This window comes from Paenibacillus maysiensis, from assembly GCF_000520815.1.
Lineage (GTDB): Bacteria > Bacillota > Bacilli > Paenibacillales > Paenibacillaceae > Paenibacillus > Paenibacillus maysiensis.
Genome location: NZ_ASRY01000015.1, coordinates 1 through 3,536 on the forward strand (window position 1 = coordinate 1; position 3,536 = coordinate 3,536).

Below are 3,536 nucleotides of genomic sequence, written 5' to 3' on the forward strand. Positions count from 1 at the left end.
GGCGTGCGCTCCGCCTGTTCCTCAAACAGCCGGTGGAACGTGGCCGCAGGAGCCGCTTCCGGCTGCGCCGGGTTGAACGCACCGAGAATTTGTTCTTTTTCCGCCGTCGTCAAAAGCTCCAACTGATTCACGCGGATGTTCGGGTTAGCCGCAACCTTCTCCAGTGCCCGGGCAAAATGACCGTGGATCAGCCTGATGTCTTCCTCTCTGAACGTCAGCGCATTGTACGTAAACCGCAGCAAAATATGCTCTTCCGGAATGACGGTAATGTCCAGGTCGTAGTTCGTTTGCTCCGGCGACTGGATATTAGCGATTTTCAGCGCTTCTTTGTCTCCCCCGACGACCTGCTCAATCTGTTCTTCCATCGGATAATTTTCAAAGACCATGATATGGTTGATCAAGTCGCGCTTTTGCTCGCTCAGCGACTGAATTTCGAACAGCGGGAACGTTTCGTAAGCTCCCGATGCCAGCGCTTGATCCTGGGTTTTTCTCAAGATATCGGCTACCGTCTCCTCGGCTTTGCCTTGAATACGGACCGGGATTGTATTAATAAACAGGCCGATCATGCTTTCGATGCCCGGAATTTCGGCCGGACGCCCGGATACGACGGAGCCGAATACGACATCCTCGCTGTTGTTATATACCTGCAGAACCAGTCCCCATACGGTCTGCATGAACGTATTGAGCGTCACCTGCTGCTGGCGCGCCACCCGCTCGATTTGCCCGGTCAGTTCCTTGCTGAGTTCCACATCGATTTCAGCCGCTTCAAAAGCGCCCTGCTTCAGCTGCGTTTTCTCCTGGGGCAGCTTGGTCTGCTGATCGTAACCCGCCAAATACTCGGACCAGTAACGCGAAGCTTTCGCGGCATCTTGAGCTTCCAGCCATTCGATATACCGGGAGTACGAGGTAACCGGAGGAAGCTCCAGCGTCCGCTTCTCCTGGAACGCGAAGTAGGTGTCGAACACTTCCTTGATCATGAAGGACATGCACCAGCCGTCCATCAAAATGTGATGGTGACTCCAGATCACATGGTAGGACTCGTCGCCCGTGCGCAAAACTGTCACGCGCATAAGAGAGCCTCGGGCCAAATCGAACTTGTTCGCTTTATCCGCGCTGACGAAATCGGCTATCGTCTTCTCCGGGTCTTCATCGCTTACCGAGCGAATATCTTCGAAGTACACTTCACACTTCCGCTTGCGGAATACCACTTGAATCGGCTCGTCTCTCCAGCCGGTAATAAAGTTGGTCCGCAGCGCCTCATTCCGCTGCACCAGCGTATCCAATCCTTGGGTGAAGGCTTCGACATTCAGGCTTCCGTACAGATCGAAGGTCACCTGTTCGAAGTAAGCTTCCGAATCGGCATCCAGCAGGCTGTGGAACAACATCCCTTTTTGCAGCGGAGTCAGGGTGTATACATTCTCCAGTTCGCCAAGCGCCGCCGTATGTTCGGCCAGCCGCTCCAGTTCCTCCAACGTCACATCTTGAAGCAGTACGTCGCTAGGCGTAAGCTCCGGCCGCTCTTTCGATACGCAATGGCTGATGATTTCACGCAAGCTCGAATGAAGCAGAGTGCCCAGGCGCTCTACCGTTTCCCGTTTATACTGGGTTTCCCCATAACGGATCGTGAGTTCCTGCACTCCTTCCGACACCATACCGTTGATATCGAGGACATAATCCATCACTGCATTCGGGCTTGAATCGGAGCCCGGGCTGAACGGAGACGGCCTCGAGCCGCTGCTTTCGTAATCCTGGTCGAACTGACCCAAATAGTTAAAGCTGATCTCCGGCTCCAAAGCGAAGCGCTCGCCGTCACGCGGCGTCGACAAATAACGCAGGATGCTGTAGCCGATTCCTTTGTTCGGAATGCGGCGCAAGCTTTCTTTAACCTGTTTCACCTGATGACCGAGCGCCTGGGCGTGACCCGGCTCCAGAACGACAGGGAATTGGCTTGTAAACCAGCCTACCGTGCGCGTAATGTCCACATCCGGCAAAATATCTTCCCGGCCGTGGCCTTCGAGATTCACCAGCACGCGTTCCCGGCCGCTCCAAGCTTGTACCGCGAGGCCAAGCGCGGCAAGCAGCAAATCGTTCATTTCCGTATGGTAAGCACAGTGTGCCTGCTTCAGCAGTTGTTCGGTTTCCTCCGCCGTCCAGCGAACGGTCACGAGCCCGCTGTCCTTCAGCTTGGATCTGCCTTGTTCAAAATCTTTCGGAAGCGGCTCATAGGTCAATTGCTCGATATGCTGCCAATACTCTCTCTCGCTTTCCATCGCCGGACCGTTCGCATAATCAGCGAGCTGTTTCGCCCACGTTTGGAATGAATCCGTTTTAAGCGGCAGACGGATCGGCTGCCCTTGCAGCGCCTGCTCATAGCCGGCAGCAAAATCCTCAAGCAGAATCCGCCAGGATACGCCGTCTACGACCAAGTGATGGATCGCGATGAGCAGGTGGTCGCCGTCGTCGCAGCGGAACAAGCCGAGCTTCACCAGCGGACCGTTTTCCAGATCGATGCTCGCTTGAATGTCATTCGCCTTAGCCTCTACCGCTTCTTTCACATCGCCGACTCCCTTGAAATCGACAACTTCCAGATCGAACAGTGCTTCGTTCTCCCCGGCGCCGCGGTTCCAGGCGGTATAGCCGTTCTCGGTTTGGCGGTAAACCGTACGGAGAGCATCGTGATGCACGACAAGCTGACGCACCGCTTGGCGTAAAGCTTCTTCGTCAAAGCCTTGCTTGGAGAACTGCATGAACGCCTGATTGCTGTGATGCACGTCGGCCGGATTTTGTTCAAAGAACCAGCGCTGAATCGGGGTCAAGATGACCTCTCCCGTCACTTCGGCCTGGCTTGCCGTTCTCTCCGCCGTTTGCAGCTGCAAACTAAGGGCGGAAATCGTCGGGTAATGGAACAAATCTTTCATGACCAGCTTGTACCCCGTTTGCAAAAGACGGGACGATACCTGCAATGCCTTGATCGAATCGCCGCCGAGCGCAAAGAAATTGTCCATCGTGCCGACCTGATCCACGCCCAGCACCGACTGCCAGACCGACGCAAGTGCTTGCTCGGCAGGAGTACGAGGCGCCGTGTATGCAGCCTCGGCACGAATGCTTCCTTCCGGCACAGGCAGCGCTTTACGGTCGATCTTCCCGTTCGGCGTAAGCGGCATTTGATCCAGGCGCATGATGCGCGAAGGCACCATATGGGAAGGCAGCGCGGCGTCCAGATGGGCCACAAGCCCTTCCAGATCGAAGCTGGAATCCGCTACGACATACCCGCACAAATATTTCTGCCCCCGCTCGTCCGTCCGGTCGATGACAAGCGCTTGACGCACGCCGGCAAAATTTTTCATGGCCGCTTCAATTTCACCAAGCTCAATCCGGTACCCCCGGATTTTCACCTGGTTGTCGATCCGGCCGATGAAGTCCACGTTGCCGTCCTCCATCCACCGCGCCAAGTCTCCCGTGCGATACAGCCGCTCGCCCGCGGCGAACGGACTGTCTACGAACTTCTCTTCCGTCAGCTCCGGACGGTTCAAGTA

1 protein-coding gene is annotated in these 3,536 nt (G+C 55.8%); it reads right to left on the minus strand.

Annotated features, from left to right (window positions below):
* Positions 1-3,536, minus strand: a 3,536-nt coding sequence (locus L696_RS0101250) for a condensation domain-containing protein (RefSeq protein WP_025682030.1), incomplete at both ends; no start/stop codon positions are given.